This is a genomic window from Paenibacillus sp. VT-400, from assembly GCF_001029205.1.
In the GTDB taxonomy this organism is placed as follows: domain Bacteria; phylum Bacillota; class Bacilli; order Paenibacillales; family Paenibacillaceae; genus Paenibacillus; species Paenibacillus amylolyticus.
Map to the genome: position 1 here is coordinate 3,666,273 of NZ_LELF01000067.1, position 16,806 is coordinate 3,683,078.

The following is a 16,806-nucleotide window of genomic DNA, read 5'->3' on the forward strand; positions in this document are numbered from 1 at the left end:
TTTGCTTACAACTCATGAAATGTGCTTCAATATCGCATGATATATAGCATAATGCATGGCAGAATGGCAAATTTCGACCATTACTTGTATTTCTCAGGCATGCAAACCCGCCTTTTTATGCTATAATAAGTGCTGTTAAAAGGAGGAAGACACTGAATGGTTGATGTTAATAAGAAAAAGCCCGATGAACAGCCTGTACGCAAACGCAGCTTTGCCCGCAGACTGGGAAGTTTCGTCAAATGGATGGTTGTCCTTGGATTTATGGGGGCACTATTTGTAGGCGGTGCTTTGATGGGATACGTCAGTTCCATTGTGAAAGACGAGCCTGTCCGTTCAAGGGCCCTGATTGAACAAAAAGTCAGCGAAAACTCCATCACAGGCTTTGCTTACTTTGCCGACGGCAGTCCGATCGGTCAATTACGTACGGAAGAAGACAGGCGTCCGGTCACTACGGACCAGATCCCACAAAAGGTTATTGATGCTGTCGTTTCAATTGAAGACAATCATTTTTACGAACATAAAGGTGTAGACATGAGCGGAACCCTACGTGCCGTGAAACAGAAAGTGCTGAAAGAATCAGTACAAACCGGCGGTAGTACACTGACTCAGCAATTGGCGCGTCGTGTGTTTTTGAATCTGGATCGCACGGAAGATCGGAAAGTGAAAGAAATTTTGCTCTCACTCCGACTCGAACGTTTCCTGACCAAAGACGAGATCATGACTGCCTATCTGAACAAAGTTCCTTTTGGAAATGGTTCCAGCGGATACAACGTTTACGGAATCAAAGCAGCCGCCAAAGGATTGTTCAATATTAACGATCTGGAAAAAATCAACATCGCTCAAGCTGCTTATCTTGCTGGATTGCCACAACTCCCCTCCTCTTACTCCGCTTTTAACGGTAAAGGTGATTTTGTAGAGGAGAATTTTGACCGCGCAATCAACCGTCAGCATCTGGTACTGCGCCGTATGCTTGAACTGGGCAAAATCAATCAGTCCGAGCATGACGATGCTCTAGCTTTTGATATCAAAAGCTCACTCGCTCCGAAGACCATCAAGGCTTACAACACTTATCCATATCTTATGATGGAAACGGAACGACAAGCTGCACAGATTTTGATGAAACAGTTGAATTCCGACACAGCTGAATCTGCAGACAAAGCTAAGGATGCAGCCACACCTCAGAAGGAAAGCAGTGCATTATTAGAGGAAGCTCAGACGCAACTGCGGACAGGTGGATATCGTATATACACGACCATCAACAAAAGCATCTACAAAACGATGCGTACCATTGCGGAAGATGACAGCAATTTCTCAGCAGATGATCCTGTCAAAGGAAAAGAACAAACTGCTGCCATGCTGATTAATCACAAAACCGGTGCAATTCTGGGGATGATTGAGGGTCGGGATTTCCAGGATGAACAGATGAACTACGCAACGCAGATGATACGCCAGCCAGGTTCAACGATGAAACCTATAGCCGCTTATCTTCCTGCGCTAGATGAAGGTCTTGTTCAGCCAGCTTCAATTATTGATGACTCACCGATCATTCTCAAAAATGGTCCGAGCGGATACCACATTGCCAAGAATGCCAACAACCGGTATCAGGGACTCGTCACTGCCCGCAGAGCACTGAATTATTCTCTCAATATACCGGCTCTGAAGTTGTTTAATGAAGAAGTAGGGATCGAGAAGGCTTGGACCTTCGCCAAGAAACTGGGGATTACCACCATTCAGAAGGAAGACTATCAGGCTCAGACTGGTGTTCTCGGAGGTCTCCAATACGGTGTAACCGTTGAAGAATTAACCAGTGCCTATGGTGCTATCGCCAATAAGGGTGTATATAACGATTCTTACATGATTAGCAAAATTGTAGATTCCAAAGGAAACATCGTTTATAAACACGATACTGAACCTGTCCAAGCTTTCTCGGAGCAGACAGCATACCTGATGACCGATATGCTGCGGACCGTTATTACAGAAGGAACGGCAGATAAAGTACGTGAAAATTACAAATATTCCAAGAGTGTGCCAATCGTAGGTAAAACGGGTTCCACTCAAAACTACGCAGATGTCTGGTTTGAAGGTTATACACCAGATGTCACACTTGGCGTGTGGGTTGGATACAAACAGCCCGTGAATACGCTGGAAAGTAAATCACAGAGAAAACGTGCGCAGCAACTGTGGTCGAAAATCCTGAACGAAGTGATCGATACGCAAAAAGATCTGTTCGTTACGGATTCGTTCAAAAAACCATCTGGCATCGAAACGCGCACGGTGTCTGCATACAGTGGCAAGTTGCCAACATCCATGACTGACAAATTTGTTACGGATATTTTCAACAGCAAGTTTGTTCCGAAGGATAGCGATGATGGTGTAGCCAAAGCCAAGTACATTACTTACAATGGTGTAAACTATATTCCGCGTGACGGAACACCTTCGGACATGTTGAAGGAAAAAACAGTAATCAAGCGTAAAAAACCAATCTCGGATCTCATCAAAGAATTGCAAAATGCATTCTCACGTATGAGTCGACATGAGTCACTTGCTTATTATCTTCCTGAAGATGCTGGTGCAGACATGCCAACACAGATTGATCCAAGGACAGATAACGGCAAAGCTCCTGATGCACCAGGCAACGTACGCATCTCAACCTCGGGTGACAGAGCAGTCATTACATTTAATGCCACACCTGAAAATGATGTCGTGGGTTATCGTCTGTACCGTTCTGTAAACGGTGGAGGATTCCAGAACCAGGGCCAGGTTGTCTTGGCCGGTGAATCCAGATCATTTTCTGCATATGCAGCGCAAGGCGGTAACTTCGCCTTCTATGTAACGGCAGTGGATGTTGCCGGCAGAGAATCTGCTCCTAGCGCTACAGTAAATAGTGCTGGTGTAGCTCCCCCTGTGGAAGAAGAGATTGATCAACCGATTGAAGTTCCTGGTACAGTCGTTACGCCGGGAGAAACGCAGACCGATAATACAACAACGACAGCCCCAGGCACACCTGGTCAAGTCAGCGTATCTGCCCTCACTCAAGGACTGCGTATTCAATGGGCGGCCAGTCCAAACGCAGATAGTTATACTGTATATTACAGTGAAACAGGCTCAGCTCCTTACACCAAAATTGGAACAACAGCGGGAAATACCATGGATTATGGAGTACCCGCATCGACCAGTGGATGGTTCAAGGTATCTGCCAGCAACAGTGCGGGTGAATCCGAGCCTTCTGCAGCCCTACATTTTCAACCCTGATTCAGGCATAGCGATCCAAAACAAGCCGCATTCTCAGACCATATCTGAGAGTGTGGCTTTTTATTTGCATGTGCAGCAGGCAGCAGCTAAAAAAGCCTGCTTCATGCCATTGGCATAAAGCAGGCTTTTACAACCGATTTTAATGGGTAGAGTCACTGTATTCGGAACCACAGAAGAGTAACTTCTTCCCCACTACTCAATGTATCACCATCGATACCAACACATTGATGATCCTTGCATTGTCGCGTTAGTCTTCAATGGTGGATAGATCTCCTGTTGGCAGATCAAGCTCCCAGGCTTTCAGGACACGGCGCATGATCTTGCCGGAACGTGTCTTGGGCAGTTTATCCTTAAACTCAATCTCACGCGGAGCAGCGTGGGCAGACAGGCCCTCTTTGACAAAACGATAGATCTCTTCTTTCAGCTCCGGTGTCGCCTCATATCCTTCACGAAGCGCCACAAAGGCCTTGATGATCTCCCCACGTGTCACATCCGGCTTACCGATTACACCCGCCTCTGCTACCGCAGGATGCTCCACAAGCTTGCTCTCGACCTCAAAGGGGCCGATACGCTCGCCTGACGAATTAATCACATCATCAATTCGTCCCTGGAACCAGAAATATCCTTCTTCATCCATATAAGCGGAGTCACCGGATACATACCAACCCGTAAGCCTGAAATACTCCTCGTATTTCACAGGGTTATTCCAGATCTTCGCCATCATGGATGGCCAAGGCGCCCGTATGGCCAGATTACCCATACTGTATGGCGGCAATTCCTGCCCGCGATCATCAATAATCGCTGCTTCGATTCCAGGCAACGGACGTCCCATGGAGCCAGGTTTGATCGGCATTCCGGGATAGTTACAGATCAGCTGTGCACCTGTTTCCGTCATCCACCATGTATCATGAATTCGCTGACCATAGGCTTTCCACCCCCAACGAACAACCTCCGGATTGAGCGGTTCACCGACAGACATGACATGACGCAGACTGCTCAGATCATGCTGGGCAATGGTCTCTTCTCCCGCTCCCATCAGCATACGGAAGGCCGTTGGTGCACTGTACCAGATCGTGACTTTGTTCTTCTGGATAGTGCTGTACCAATCTTGAGGGCTGAAACGCCCACCCCGTATCACATTGGTCACTCCGTTGAGCCATGGAGCAAAGATACCGTAAGAAGTCCCTGTCACCCAACCTGGGTCAGCAGTGCACCAGTACACATCATCCTCACGTAAATCCAGAACAACCTTACCTGTATAATAGTGCTGAATCATGGCATTTTGAACATGGTACACCCCTTTGGGTTTACCCGTAGAGCCTGAGGTATAATGAATAAGCAAACCATCCTCACGATTCAGCCACTCTACTTCCATCTCATCCGAAGCGGCAGACATCTCTGCATCAAAATCAATGAGTCCTTCTTCAGTCTGCACGCCCCCACCCACGATAAATATATGTTTGAGCTCGGGCAATTCGGAACGTTTGATGCGTTTTAGCAATTCCGGAGTTGTTACGAGTGCTACTGCTCCGCTATCCTCCAGCCGATCCTTCACAGCCGTTTCCATAAAAGCTTCGAACAACGGGCCCGCGATGGCTCCAGCTTTCAATATACCCAGGAGACTAAAATACAGCTCAGGACTTCGAGGCATAAAAATAAACACTCGTTCCCCTTTGGCTATGCCATATTTGCGGAGAACGTTCCCGAACCGACTCGACTGTTCACTCAGATCAGCAAAAGTATAGGACTCTTCACGTGAAGCATCGCTATACAATAAAGCGGTTTTTCCGCCCCTTCCTTCCAGTACATGACGATCAATCGCTTCATGCGCCATGTTTACTTTTCCGCTGGCGTGCCACGTAAAGTGCCTTTCCACCGATTCCCAATCGAACCGGCTTCTCGCCTCCGTGTAATCGCCCAGATTAGATTCAGACACAACCGTTTGCAGCATCTCACCATGTGCTTGACTCATGCTTGCCAGCCTCCTTCAACTCGACATTTCGATTCCCGTTAGGGGTCACTTCTCATTGCCTTTGTGTTGACTGAACTTCCAGTTAGCGCTTACATTAGTAGAGAGAACTTCTCATCATGTACTTGCTCGGCCAAACAGATGTTAACTATACTGTATTGAATTGTGAACATTTTTTGTCTACGCAATTATAGCAAATCTTTTCAATTGTCGTCTATGGCTTTTCAATTTTTTGGATTTTTGCTATAACGTTCTTTTTTGAAGAACACCCTCTATAAGTAGGAAAGAGAGGAGCATGAACCATGGAACATATCAAAGAACATCATATGCGTTCCATCTTCAAGTCCGGCCACCGAATTACTGTGGAAGGCCCCGTGCAGGCCGAGGAGATAACCCATCTTGCTTTCCATCCGGATCTGGATGCCTTTCGGCGCCCAATGGAGCAGCAGGAAGCTTTGGCCGAGATCGCAGCATTACCTGAAGGGAGAATTATCATTGCACATGAAAATGAAACGATTATCGGTTATGTAACCTTTCACTATGCGGATGATTGTGAACGCTGGTCCGAGGGTAATATGACTGATCTTATTGAGCTTGGGGCAATCGAGGTTGCGGACGACTATCGCTCGCTTGGCATTGGACGTGAGATGTTACTTACCGCTTTGGAAGATAAATACATGGAGAACTACATTATTTTCACCACAGAATATTATTGGCATTGGGATCTGAAGGGCAGCGGACTAAACGTATGGGATTATCGCAAAATGATGGAGAGGCTGATGGAAACGATCGACATGACCTGGTATGCAACAGACGACCCCGAAATCTGTTCACATCCTGCGAACTGTTTGATGGTACGTATCGGAAGTCAGGTGCCCATCACATCGGAAGAACAGTTTGATCGTGTACGCTTCCGCCATCGGTTCATGTACTAATTCAATGATCTGTTCAAAAAACGATATACATAACAAAAACCGCCTCTCGCAGCGTTGCTCCATACTTCATGGAACAGCTAAACGAAGGGCGGTTTTTCAAGTTACTGTCATTACATATTTTCTAACATATGTTCCACAATACGATGTGAACGCTGCGAAGATTCCACGGTAAATTCAGCAAAGTTAACATGCGCCGAACCATCCGCTTTATCTGACATCCCACGCAGGACAACGAACGGTACACGATTCATGTAACAGACCTGAGCAACTGCTGCCCCTTCCATCTCGGCACAAGCACCGTCCATTTCAGTATATAACATGTTAACCGTATCTTTGTTCGCAATAAATTGGTCTCCAGATAACACTTTACCGATCAGGTAATTGGCTCCCTGTGCTTTACACGCTTCTTCAGCCAGTGTAATAAGCGAAGCCTCGGCAGGGAATGCAGATGTCTCCTGGTAAGGAATAACCCCGCGTGCGAACCCCAGTGGCGTTACATCCATGTCGTGCTGAACACATACAGACGATATAACCATATCTCCGATGTTCAGATCGGGGTTAACTGCACCCGCAACACCTGTGAAGATAATGCGATTAACTTGAAAACGATCAATCAAGATCTGCGTTGTAACCGCTGCATTTACTTTACCTACGCCGGATTTGCACACGACAATTTGCTTGCCCAGCCACTCGCCCGCAACGTATGTAATGCCGGTTTGTTTGACCGTCTCAAGCTGCTTCATACCTGCCAGCAAAAGCTCGACTTCCTCATCCATCGCTCCGATAATACCAATCGTTTCACGCATCTTCTGATACCCCCTGTTTTCATTTTTAAACTAATTCAGCACAAAAGCTCCGTCTCCGGAGCTTTCGCATATCCACTATGTAGAGAGAATGACTTCTCCCTTACTGTATATAATCCCGATTAAACTACATCTGCGTGACTTACAGACAGACGAAGAATCGTTTCATGCGGCAAAATAACCCGTGGGTTCTCCACATTTTCTTTCTTCATCAACTTGGTCAGCAAACGCATCGCTACTGCGCCAAGGTCGTACATTGGCTGAGCCACTGTTGTCAACTGAGGACGCACCATGGAAGCCATACGGATGTTATCCACACTAATAATGGAGAAGTCATCCGGTACTTTCAGACCGTCATCCTGAATGCTGTGAATGGCACCAATGGCCATTTCATCTGTAGCAGCAAAGATAGCTGATGGTTTTTTCTTGAGTCCAAGGAAATATTTCATTGCTTCCACACCGGATTCATATCGATAGTTACCGATTCGAACAAGATCCTCCTGGTATTCAATCCCCGCTGCTTCCAGTGCTTTTTTGTATCCTTGGAAACGGGCATATCCATTCGCAGGATCTTGCAGTGTACCACTGATCATCGCAATTTCCTTGTGTCCATGACGAATCAGGGTGTTTACCGCGTCAAACGCAGCCGCCTCATGATCAATATCCACTGAAGGGAATGTGCCCTTCTCATCACTTGTTGCACAAAGTACAATCGGCACAGCCGCAGACTGGAACGCCTGAATATGTTCGTCCGTTACTGTTCCACCCATGAAGAGCAGTCCGTCTACTTGTTTTTCGAGCAACGTGTTAATAACACGAATTTCTTTTTCTTTCTTCTTGTCTGCATTACACAAAATAATATTGTAGTGATACATATTCGCAATATCTTCAATTCCGCGGGCAATCTCCGCGAAGGTTGAGTTCGAAATATCTGGAATAACAACCCCGACCGTGGTTGTCTTCTTGCTTGCCAGACCTCTGGCTACCGCATTCGGACGATATCCCAATCGTTCGATGGCTTCATATACTTTTTTCCGCGTTTGCGGTTTGACATTAGGGTTATTATTAACTACCCGTGATACCGTTGCCATAGACACTCCAGCTTCACGTGCCACATCATAAATGGTTACCGTCACAGTACTTCTCTCCATTACCAGTAAATTTTCATACCATTTTCATTAAGATTTATATTACGACAAATTTTTGCATTAATCAATTAAAATAGGCTTTAGGACTCACTCAAAACATTCGTAAGTGTGGTTCTAGTAATATCTGAATGGGAAGTATGCCATACAGGAATTCCCTTTTTAATCAGGATCGCCTGTGGAGATTCGTGCTTAACACCCAGCTTGTCTGCTGCTTCATTGGATACCGGGCGATCTTCCACAACATAGATGATGCCATATTTCACTTGTTCATTGGCATTGTTAAGCAAATAATCGTTCATCTCCTGATAAGCGTTTGAGCTGATCGGACAGCGCGTGCTATGCTTAAACAGAAGCAAGGGTTGATCCTTGGTAGCCTCCACTGCGGAGTTTAGCTGTTCAATACTTGTCATTTTAGTCATGTCAGCCATTAGATATACATCCCCCTTTACCAGGAATACCGCTATGTTGAGCGTTTTCACTCTTCGATATCTTAACAAAAAGTGCGCGAAAAAGCCAATTTTCATGAAAACAAGCATTTTACACGTCAAAATTAGACAGCATTTGAGAAGTACTCCTGCCACACAAATCCGGATAATTGACTTAATCTACGCTCCGTGGTCTCCATCCACGCTGCATCACCAGACTTCGTTGCGTAACCCATAATGTCCAGCAGCAGATTGATACGCTCCTCCACTGCTTGCTGCATACGATGTTCCATCTCCCGATCGGTCGCATCCGGCCAGGCCAGCAGTAACTCATGAAACAGGTCTGCCAGTTCATTACGTTCACCAAAAGATACGTCTTGCTTCACGGGCTGTTCACCCAATGTGTTTATGCATTCTTTTAAGTCCGGCTTGACCGGCGGAAGCACTTCATATGATACACAGTCTGTACACGCAAATACGGGTACGTTTCGAATCTCCACTTTTTTGGCGTACACCACTGTTCTTAATTCCAACTCCATTACATGTCCACATCTGCACGACTTGCGCACCACCATCACCTCATTCGTTCTATACTCTATATAAGTACCATTCGACCTATTTCGGCTCAAATCCTGCTATAAACGAAAGGTTGCACAAATTACCACTCCCTCCAGATGAAGGTTGTCGAATGCAGGCAGTTACTGACTTGTAATCGCTTCCTCCAAACTGAATATGCACTTCCATGAAGTCCCTTGGAGAATCTGTTACAATTAAAGACGCAACAGACCTAATCACCACAAAAAGGAGAGATGGACATGAGATTAACCGGCAAAAAAGTCATCGCTCTGGTCGATGAAGAATTCGAGGATTTAGAATTGTGGTACCCTGTACATCGAGTTCGTGAAGAAGGTGCAGAAGTGCATCTTGCTGGAGAGAAAAAAGGAAAAACCTATATTGGCAAATATGGTGTGCCTGCTGAATCCGAATACAGTTTCGATGAACTCGACAGTTCAGATTACGATGGCATTCTCGTGCCAGGCGGTTGGGCGCCAGACAAGCTGCGTCGTTATCCCAAAGTACTGGAGCTTGTGAAGGAAATGAATGCAGACCGGAAACCGATTGGACAGATCTGTCATGCGGGCTGGGTGCTGATTTCTGCCAAAATTCTGGACGGGGTTACAGTAACCTCTACACCAGGCATTCGGGATGACATGGAAAATGCAGGTGCTATCTGGAAAGATGAAGCCGTTGTTGTTGATGGACATATCATCTCAGCACGCCGTCCGCCTGACCTTCCCCCTTATGGCAAGGCATTCTGTGATGCACTCGCTGACAAATAAAAATAGCCCCATTGTGCTCTCATGCACAGTGGGGTTATTTTATATAACAAGGTTTCCAACAAATAATTATCACAAATGTAAATATATTAACTTAAAGGTATTTATATCCAGTTATCCTAATTACGATGCGTTCGAACCACTTTGTTCATCCGGACTTCCCGTGGAGTCATTAAAGACTTGCAGTCGCTCCTCAATATCTCCGCTGGTCCGTAAGGCGAAGCACTTTCGCGCTTCTTCTTTGGCGGTCGATGCTGTTGTGTTCAGCACTCTGTGCTTCACACGTAACAAGGATTGTGGAGACATACTCAAGTGGCGAATGCCAAGCTCCAACCAAAGCGGAATGGCACGTTCGTCCCCTGCCATCTCTCCGCACACACTGACATCAATTCCAGCCGTATGAGCCGCATCTGCTGTCGCACGAAGCATCCGCAGAACAGCTGGATGATAGGGGTGATACATATGAGCAATCTGCTCATTCATTCGATCTACTGCAAGTACATATTGAACCAGGTCGTTCGTACCAATACTGAAGAAATCAGCTTCCTCTGCGAGCAGATCAGCAATCATCACCGCTGCAGGAACTTCGATCATAATTCCCACCTGAATGTGAGGGTCGTATGATAATCCCCGCTCGTCCAGATCGGACATCGCCTCACGAAGAATCTCATTGGCCTGCTGAAGCTCTTCCACCGAAGAGATCATCGGATACATGATTTTGACATTTCCGGCCGCGCTGGCACGCAGAATGGCTGTAAGCTGTGTTTTGAACAGATCCTTGCGGTCGAGACTAATCCGAATTGCACGGTAACCCAGAAACGGATTGTCTTCCTCCGGCAATTCAAAGTAATCGAGTTGCTTGTCACCACCGATATCCAGTGTACGAATAACAACCGATTGTCCTGCTGTTTTCTCTGCCACAAGACGGTACACCTCATACTGTTCTTGCTCACCAGGGAACGTAGCACGGTCCATATACAAGAATTCTGTTCGGAACAAGCCCACACCTTTGGCTCCTTGTTTCAAAGCAAGGTCCAATTCCTTCACCGAACTGATATTGGAAGCCAAGTGCAAAACGGCCCCATCTTTGGTTACGGCATCCACGGTAGCAAGGACTTGAAGTTGTTCCTTTTTCTTCAGTTGTTTGCTGCGAAGCATGGTATACCGTTCAATTGTCTTGCGATCCGGGTCTGTAAATACCAAGCCATTGTCACCATCCACCACAAGCATATCCCCTGTCTCTACTGGCATGCCAAGACTCGCTTCCAGACCGGAAACGAGAGGAATGCCAAGGGCACGAGCCATAATCGCGGAATGTGATGTTTTCCCACCAATCAAGGTCACAATGCCTAATACATGGGTGGGATTCAGATGCGCCAGTTGAGATGGCGACAGTTCTTTGGCAACGAGTACATACGGCTGAGTATCCGAAGGAAGTGTAATCTCCGGTGCACCGAGCAAATGCTTGAGCAGACGGTTCCCCACATCCTTGATGTCAATGGCCCGCTCCTTCATATACTCGTCTTCCAGCAAGTCAAACATCGTGACAAAATGGTCTATGGCTTCTTTGACCGCCACTTCTGCTGCCTTGTATTGACGCTCAATAATGCCGCGAATTTCGTTCATGAATACCGGATCTTCCAGGATTGCCAGATGTGCATCAAAGATACTGGACTCCTCTGGACCAACAACTTCCTTGAACTCATTTTTGATATATTCGATCTCATCCTTTGATGTCCGTATGCCCTCATACAGCCGTTCGAACTCTTGGGCGAGATCCACCGAATCCATCTTCTGATCCGGCAGATCCCATTCCCAACTGGGCAGGACAAATGCTTTGCCGATGGCTATGCCTGCAGCTCCGTTGATGCCTTGTATCTTCATTCTACCCCTCCAACGTTCCTGTCATAGAGCACCACGGACATAACGGATGCCTGACCTTTCTTAACTTGCTTAAATGGAGCAAAACTCCATGATTTTACACGATCTGGATTCGTAATTACCATTGGTGTTGTTAGTGACGCCGCTTGCTCGCGGAGTACTGCCAGATCAAACTTGATCAACAACTGCCCCGGCTCCACCGTATCGCCCTCCTGAACAAAAGCTTCAAAATGGCCTTTCAACTGAGAGGTATCGATGCCGATATGCAGCAACACTTCAAGCCCCTCACGGGTAGATATACCCAAGGCATGCATGGTCGGGTACAAGTGCATAATCGTTCCGTACACGGGTGAGACCAGCTCTCCCTTTTCCGGGACAAAGGCTACACCATCACCGACAAGCTTGGCTGCAAAGATCTGATCCGGCACCTCTTCAATCGGGAGCATTTTGCCCTGAACGGGGGCACAGAACAGAACCTGTTGCAGATCTCTTTCCAGCAGCTTCGCGATTTCTTCCCGAATCAATTCCGAGTAGGTCCCGAATACCACCTGTACGTTACCGCCACCCAGCTTGATCAGTCCAGCGGACCCCATACTCTTCATGGCACCCGTGTCGATCAGGCGGTCATCATGCACAGTCAGGCGAAGGCGTGTAATACATGCTTCAACCTGTACAATGTTACTCTTCCCACCCAATGCTTCGAGGATTAAAGGTGCCTGATAAGGAATGTTACCTACCCAATCTTCCAGCATGGAGCCCTCTTCACGTCCTGGTGTTGGAATCTTGAACGTACGAATCGCCCATCGGAACAGGAAGTAGTAAACCAGCCCATATAGTATGCCAATCGGAATGAGCTTCCAAGCATTCTCCGATAGATGGAAATTGAGTATGTAATCAATAATACCTGCGGAGTAAGAAAATCCATGCCGGATATCAAGCCAGTAACTAATCCACATGGCAACGCCGGACATCACTGCATGCACGATGAACAGATAAGGTGCTGCGAACAAAAAAGCAAACTCAATCTGTTCCGATACCCCGGTTAGAAAACAAACGAGTGCCGATGTCAGAAAAGTTTTCTTAATTTTTGGTTTCAGATCTTCCCTGGCTTCCTGAATAATAGCAAAGGCAATTGCCGGAATGGCAAACATCATGATGGGAAACAGACCCGCCATAAAGAATCCTGCTGTTGGATCACCTGCAAAAAATCGGGGCAAATCCCCTTGCACAATGTTACCATCAGGCGTCTCAAACGTCCCTAACTGGAACCAAAACACATTGTTAAGCAGGTGATGAAGCCCAAAAGCAACCAGAACCCTGTATAACACTCCGTAGATGAACAGTCCAAAACCCCCGAGACTGTATTCCCAGGTAGCAATGCCGTTCAATCCATGCTGTAGGATCGGAGCGAGCCATAACATAAAACAGGAGAACAATGCCGAACAGAGTCCGACAATGAGCAAAACAAACCTTGAACCTCCAAAAAATTGTAAAATTTCAGGCAGTTTAATGCTTTTAAACCGATTATGCATCCCACCGGCAAGCGCGCCGAGTATGATTCCGATTAAGGAAGCGGGCTGAACGGTGCCATCCCCGAAGTTCCGAGTTACCTGATCATATATCACGATACCAGCCAGAGCAGCAAGTCCCGCTTGTCCGGCCTGGTTGGAGAGTCCCAGTGCTACACCGACAGCGAACAGATACGGTAAGAAATAAAAAATACCGTGTCCGGCCACGGTAGACACTTCACCGACAATATCCAATCCCCAGGCGTCCCAAGGCAGACTGCCAACACTGAGCAAAATTGCGGCGGCGGGCAGGACCATTGTAGGCAGCATTACCGCTCGTCCGAGCTGCTGCAAGGATCCGAGCCAATTCATGGCGACCTCTCCTTTCTATCCTAGATGGTAAGCTTTACGCAACGTTTTGTCAAAGCAAAACAGTAACCAATTGGTAATTAATACGGCAAAAATAGAACAGAAAAAATCCCGTCAACTTCAAGTTAACGGGATTCATCCTATAATCATTCAATTGGTTCAGATCAGGAGATCATTCGATCACAGGTGAACGAGCCTCTCAGCCGCGTCCAGCGCCGCGCAGAACGATGGAATCCTCTACCTTGATACAACGATTCGTTACCGCTGTCATGCCGTTCTCTGCAGCAATCTGGACCGCTTCATCACTATGGATGCCAAGCTGCAGCCACAGCACATTTGCTTTGATGGCAGCGGCGTGACGAGCGACATCCTCGCAAAACTCTTCGCGACGAAACACATTGACAATGTCTACCGGCTCTGGAATATCCGCGAGTGTGGCATATACCGTCTCGCCAAGGATTTCACCTTGCACCTGTGGATTAACCGGGATGATGCGATAACCTCTGCTCTGCATGGCTTCTGCCACCATATAGGAAGTGCGATCTGATTTGTCTGATAAGCCGACGACTGCGATGTTGCCTGCCTTGCGCAAAAGTTGTCCAATTTCTTCACGAGTAGGGTTATTAAATTCCATGTTCAAGCACCATCCTTTTCTGATTAAAGTGCGTGTTCAAAAAACAGGTTTTCAGTTATTTACTCTTTTACCCATTGAACCGAGGCGCCAAGCGCCTGCAAATGATCGAAATATTGCGGATAAGACTTGGCTACATGGTGTGCATCCCGAATACGAAGCGGTTCCTTGGAACGCAGACCAACGACAGTGAGCGCCATAATTACGCGATGATCGTAGTGAGCGTTAATCTCCACGCCGCCTTCAACGCCTTCCGGACGTCCGTGTACGATAATCTCAGCTTGACGCTCTTCAACGTTTGCTCCTGCCTTCCGCAGTTCGTTCAAATAATCGGTGATTCGGTCACATTCCTTGTAACGCAGGTTCTCTACATTATAGAACCGTGACGTGCCTTCCGCAAACACAGCTGCGGCTACCATAGCCAAAACAGCATCCGTCGCGGCATCCCCGTCGAATTCGATCGCTTTCAGTCTGCCATTACCTTGAACGTGTACAACATCGTTCTCATGTGTCAATGGCACTTCCATCATGCGCAGCACGTCAACGATGGCACGTTCACCCTGTTTGCTCTGCTCCATCAGGCGCAGAATTTTCACATCGGACTGTGTAACCGCTGCTGCGGCAAGAACGGCTGCCGAGCCCGGGTAGTCCCCTTGAACCGTGTAGGTCGTCGGCTGGTAAGCCTGTCCACCTGGTACACGGAAGGACATGTAATCATCACTTGCATGGATAACGATGCCTGCCTGCTCCAGCACTTCCAGCGTCTGTCCGATAACAACCTTGGACTTCAGGTCATTCAGTACTTCGATGGTGCTGTCTTCTGCAAGCAACGGCGTAACAAACAACAATGCACTCAGATATTGGGAGCTGACGGAGCCGGATACACGAATGTGTCCACCCTTGGCATTGCCACCCTTGATTGTAATCGGCAGGCGTCCTTGTTCATGCTGTACATCTACACCCAATTGGCCAAGCGCATCGATCAGGTCATCATGGGGGCGTTTGCCCAGTGAATCCGGGTACGTATTCACAAATGTAACGTCAGGGCAGAGCGCTGTAACGCCCATCAGGAAACGAAGTACTGCACCCGCATTCCCAACATTCAACTCACGCACATCACGGGGATGACTGCCAAAGCCCTGGATCACAATCTTGCTATCGTCTTCTTCAAGTACTGCCCCCAGATCGCGAATACATCTGCGCATGGCGTCACTGTCTTCACTGTGTGCCGGGAAATGAATAGTACTTGTGCCTTCTGCCAGCGCTGCAGCCAGCAAATAGCGAGTTGTGTAATTTTTGGAGGACAGCGCCCCGATTTCCCCGTTCAGAGTGGGGGTTGGTTTAACAATAACGTCCATGGATGAAATTCTCCTTCATTGATTATATTGTGGCCAAATTGACATTCCGTGCATCGCTTGGGTATCATTATAGGCGTTAAGTCCATACAGAAAAGAGGACCTGAATATGACACAAATAGCTGAAATTGAAACGTCTGAGCTGCGCCGCCGTTTACAGGCGGGAGAGAAGCTGCAGATGATAGACGTCCGCGAGGACGATGAAGTCGCGCAAGGCATGATCGAAGGAGCCAAGCATATTCCGCTTGGACAGATTCCGGACCGACTGTCTGAGATTGAGAAGTCAGGCGAGATCGTGATCATCTGTCGTAGCGGTTACCGCAGTGAGCGTGCATGTGAATATCTGCAGCAACTGGGATATGAAGGCTGTACAAACATGGTCGGCGGTATGCTTCAGTGGCAACAGGAAGACTAGAGTAACCCGGAGAGAAGCGAAGTCATTTGTAACCTTGTGACTTCTGCTCAGCTCCACTCCTAGAAACGGGCCTATATGGCCCGTTTTGTTATATCTGCCACCACCTATCAACCATCAAACTTCGATGATAACAAGCTTAGACGCGGTAATGTGCTAAAATTAAACGAGTCACTTCGGCAGCGGATAACTCGGTTGTATCCACCGTATAATGTGCGAACCGATATGCGTCTTTCCGTTCTTCCATAATTGCCTGAATGCGTTCCTCTGCATTGCCTGCGAGGAGTGGGCGATTGTCACAGCCACTAACACGCTCTACAATCACTGCCGGATCAGCAGTCAAGGCAACAACCCAACCATTTTTCAACATCACGTCACAATTATCCGAACGCAGTACCACGCCACCTCCGGTCGCTATGACCTGTGACTTCTTCTCCAGCATCGAGCATAACATGCGGCTCTCGGCATCACGGAAATACGTCTCTCCCTTGCCAGTGAACAATTCTGGAATCGTACAGCCTTCCTCTTTTTCCACCGCGGCGTCTACATCAATCAATCGATAACCAAGCTCACGTGCAAGCATGTCAGCGACGGTTGATTTGCCGGTTCCCATCATACCAATGAGAATAATATTGTTAGACTTGCTCAAGGTGTACACTCCTTTAATTCAAGCAATTCGTGAGCACTTTTGTCCTATCATAACACAGCCCTGCGGACTGGGAAAGACCATCTCCTTACCGACTTCCTTTCGACCATCCGCAAGTACTTCCAAGACAGATTA

The 16,806-nt window shown here is 47.4% G+C and carries 14 protein-coding genes; 4 read left to right on the forward strand and 10 right to left on the reverse strand.

All coding sequences use genetic code 11. The features are described from left to right. Window positions 1-156: 156 nt before the first annotated feature. Window positions 157-3,252, forward strand: coding sequence for a transglycosylase domain-containing protein (locus tag EL84_RS26780; RefSeq protein ID WP_047843698.1), 3,096 nt, complete (start codon window positions 157-159; stop codon window positions 3,250-3,252). Window positions 3,253-3,499: 247 nt separating this feature from the next. Here the strand turns inward: EL84_RS26780 and acsA are convergent, their stop codons facing one another. Beyond that, on the reverse strand, window positions 3,500-5,224 hold the full coding sequence (gene acsA, locus EL84_RS26785; protein ID WP_047843699.1) for an acetate--CoA ligase: 1,725 nt from the start codon (window positions 5,222-5,224) through the stop codon (window positions 3,500-3,502). 299 nt (window positions 5,225-5,523) lie between these two features. Here acsA and EL84_RS26790 point away from each other — a divergent pair, with 299 nt between their 5' ends. Beyond that, window positions 5,524-6,156 (forward strand): GNAT family N-acetyltransferase, encoded by a 633-nt coding sequence (locus EL84_RS26790; protein ID WP_047843700.1) that lies wholly within the window; start codon window positions 5,524-5,526, stop codon window positions 6,154-6,156. A gap of 110 nt (window positions 6,157-6,266) precedes the next feature. Here EL84_RS26790 and EL84_RS26795 read toward each other — a convergent pair whose 3' ends face one another. From EL84_RS26795 to EL84_RS26810, 4 genes are all read right to left on the reverse strand, one after another. Continuing rightward, window positions 6,267-6,962, reverse strand: a complete 696-nt coding sequence (locus tag EL84_RS26795) for a 5'-methylthioadenosine/adenosylhomocysteine nucleosidase (protein WP_047843701.1) — start codon at window positions 6,960-6,962, stop codon at window positions 6,267-6,269. A gap of 119 nt (window positions 6,963-7,081) precedes the next feature. Continuing rightward, on the reverse strand, window positions 7,082-8,095 hold the full coding sequence (gene ccpA / locus EL84_RS26800; protein WP_036614690.1) for a catabolite control protein A: 1,014 nt from the start codon (window positions 8,093-8,095) through the stop codon (window positions 7,082-7,084). 92 nt (window positions 8,096-8,187) lie between these two features. Further along, window positions 8,188-8,535: a bacillithiol system redox-active protein YtxJ gene (ytxJ, locus tag EL84_RS26805; RefSeq protein WP_036674876.1), complete on the reverse strand. Its 348-nt coding sequence runs from the start codon at window positions 8,533-8,535 to the stop codon at window positions 8,188-8,190. 122 nt (window positions 8,536-8,657) lie between these two features. Next, on the reverse strand, window positions 8,658-9,071 hold the full coding sequence (locus EL84_RS26810) for a hypothetical protein (protein ID WP_053061622.1): 414 nt from the start codon (window positions 9,069-9,071) through the stop codon (window positions 8,658-8,660). Window positions 9,072-9,347: 276 nt separating this feature from the next. On the opposite strand from EL84_RS26810, the gene EL84_RS26815 reads away from it, so the two are divergent. Then, entirely contained in the window at window positions 9,348-9,872 is a 525-nt protein-coding gene (locus tag EL84_RS26815) for a type 1 glutamine amidotransferase domain-containing protein (protein ID WP_047843703.1), read from the forward strand. Between the two features lie 120 nt (window positions 9,873-9,992). Here EL84_RS26815 and ptsP read toward each other — a convergent pair whose 3' ends face one another. From ptsP to aroA, 4 genes are all read right to left on the reverse strand, one after another. Then, window positions 9,993-11,753: a phosphoenolpyruvate--protein phosphotransferase gene (ptsP, locus tag EL84_RS26820; RefSeq protein ID WP_036674873.1), complete on the reverse strand. Its 1,761-nt coding sequence runs from the start codon at window positions 11,751-11,753 to the stop codon at window positions 9,993-9,995. Further along, window positions 11,750-13,630, reverse strand: a complete 1,881-nt coding sequence (locus tag EL84_RS26825) for a glucose PTS transporter subunit IIA (protein WP_036674872.1) — start codon at window positions 13,628-13,630, stop codon at window positions 11,750-11,752. The genes ptsP and EL84_RS26825 overlap by 4 nt, the downstream gene beginning before the upstream one ends. Window positions 13,631-13,826: 196 nt before the next feature. Next, a complete protein-coding gene (locus EL84_RS26830; RefSeq protein ID WP_047843704.1) occupies window positions 13,827-14,261 on the reverse strand; it encodes a CoA-binding protein in 435 nt (144 codons plus the stop codon). Window positions 14,262-14,320: 59 nt separating this feature from the next. Next, complete coding sequence (gene aroA, locus EL84_RS26835) at window positions 14,321-15,616, reverse strand: 3-phosphoshikimate 1-carboxyvinyltransferase (protein WP_047843705.1); 1,296 nt, start codon at window positions 15,614-15,616, stop codon at window positions 14,321-14,323. Between the two features lie 106 nt (window positions 15,617-15,722). Here aroA and EL84_RS26840 point away from each other — a divergent pair, with 106 nt between their 5' ends. Continuing rightward, complete coding sequence (locus tag EL84_RS26840; RefSeq protein WP_017687407.1) at window positions 15,723-16,028, forward strand: rhodanese-like domain-containing protein; 306 nt, start codon at window positions 15,723-15,725, stop codon at window positions 16,026-16,028. A gap of 136 nt (window positions 16,029-16,164) precedes the next feature. Here EL84_RS26840 and EL84_RS26845 read toward each other — a convergent pair whose 3' ends face one another. After that, window positions 16,165-16,674, reverse strand: a complete 510-nt coding sequence (locus EL84_RS26845) for a shikimate kinase (RefSeq protein ID WP_223868845.1) — start codon at window positions 16,672-16,674, stop codon at window positions 16,165-16,167. Between the last annotated feature and the right edge of the window lie 132 nt (window positions 16,675-16,806).